Source organism: Vibrio sp. 811 (assembly GCF_033339195.1).
The window spans coordinates 1-990 of the sequence record NZ_JAWOUB010000140.1 but is presented as its reverse complement, the minus strand read 5'-3'; the positions used below and the strand labels follow the sequence as shown (position 1 = coordinate 990).

The window sequence follows — 990 nt, the reverse complement described above, 5'->3', positions numbered from 1 at the left end:
CACTCGGCAAGAAGCACGCAAGATGATCAATAAGAGTCGCTGGTTAGAAGGTATCCCTACCATGGGACTTTCCGCACTCGCCGATTCTCAATATCAACTGCGACGTAATCAGCAACAAGGCAACTTGTGCACCTTTGAGGTTGCTGCCCACTTATTAGGTCAACTTGGTGAACAAGATAACCAACAGCAAATGCATACGTTCTTTACTCACTACCTTGCGCTGTTCCAAGCCGAGAAAAGTGGCCATGCTCTCAAACCGTCACCACACTCTCTCGAGTAAACCCAATCGACGAAACAAAAAACGCAGCCTTGGCTGCGTTTTTTTATTGGCATTGTTTCACGTGAAACACGACTAAAACAGACGCGTAGGTTCACCTAAGTAGTAGCCTTGCAGATAATCGACGCCCATATCCTGCGCGATTTTGCACACCTCTCGATTGTGCACAAACTCTGCGACCGTTTCTGCATTAAACACCTGGCACAAACGCACCAACTGAGAAGCTATTTTGCGCTGCTTTAAATCCTTATCGATGTCTCTAATCAAGCTGCCATCCAGCTTTATCACTTCCGGCTCTAGCTTTAAGATCTCATCAATATTGGAGTATCCAGAACCAAAATCGTCCACGATAATGCGCGCACCCAGTTTTCTGAAATGGCTGCACACTTCTATCATACGACCGTAATCTTTAATCTGTTCAGACTCCAGTACTTCCAGCCCTATCCGCGTCGGGTCATTCAACTGGCTGATTTCATGCTCCAGCAACATCAACGTTTTGTCGCTCAACAAATCTTGCGGAGACAGGTTAATCGAGAAATCCCCTTTCTTATCTCGCATGTAATGCAGCGTCGAGCGGATCATGTGACGACTCAATCTGGTGTACAAATGCGTGTCTGAGATGATCGGTAAAAATCGCCCTGGAGCAATCACTGTTCCGTCTTCTTCTAAAATCCGCACCAGACATTCTTGGCTGGCAGGAAGATGACTGTAAG

General features: G+C 46.6%; 2 protein-coding genes. One reads left to right on the top strand and one right to left on the bottom strand.

The window, feature by feature from the left end:
- On the top strand, nucleotides 1–280 hold a 280-nt coding region (locus tag R7Q46_RS25400), incomplete at its 5' end, for a DTW domain-containing protein (protein WP_318077968.1).
- Nucleotides 281–352: 72 nt separating this feature from the next.
- On the opposite strand, the gene R7Q46_RS25395 is transcribed toward R7Q46_RS25400, so the two are convergent.
- The coding region (locus R7Q46_RS25395; protein WP_318077967.1) for an EAL domain-containing protein at nucleotides 353–990 on the bottom strand (638 nt) is incomplete at its 5' end.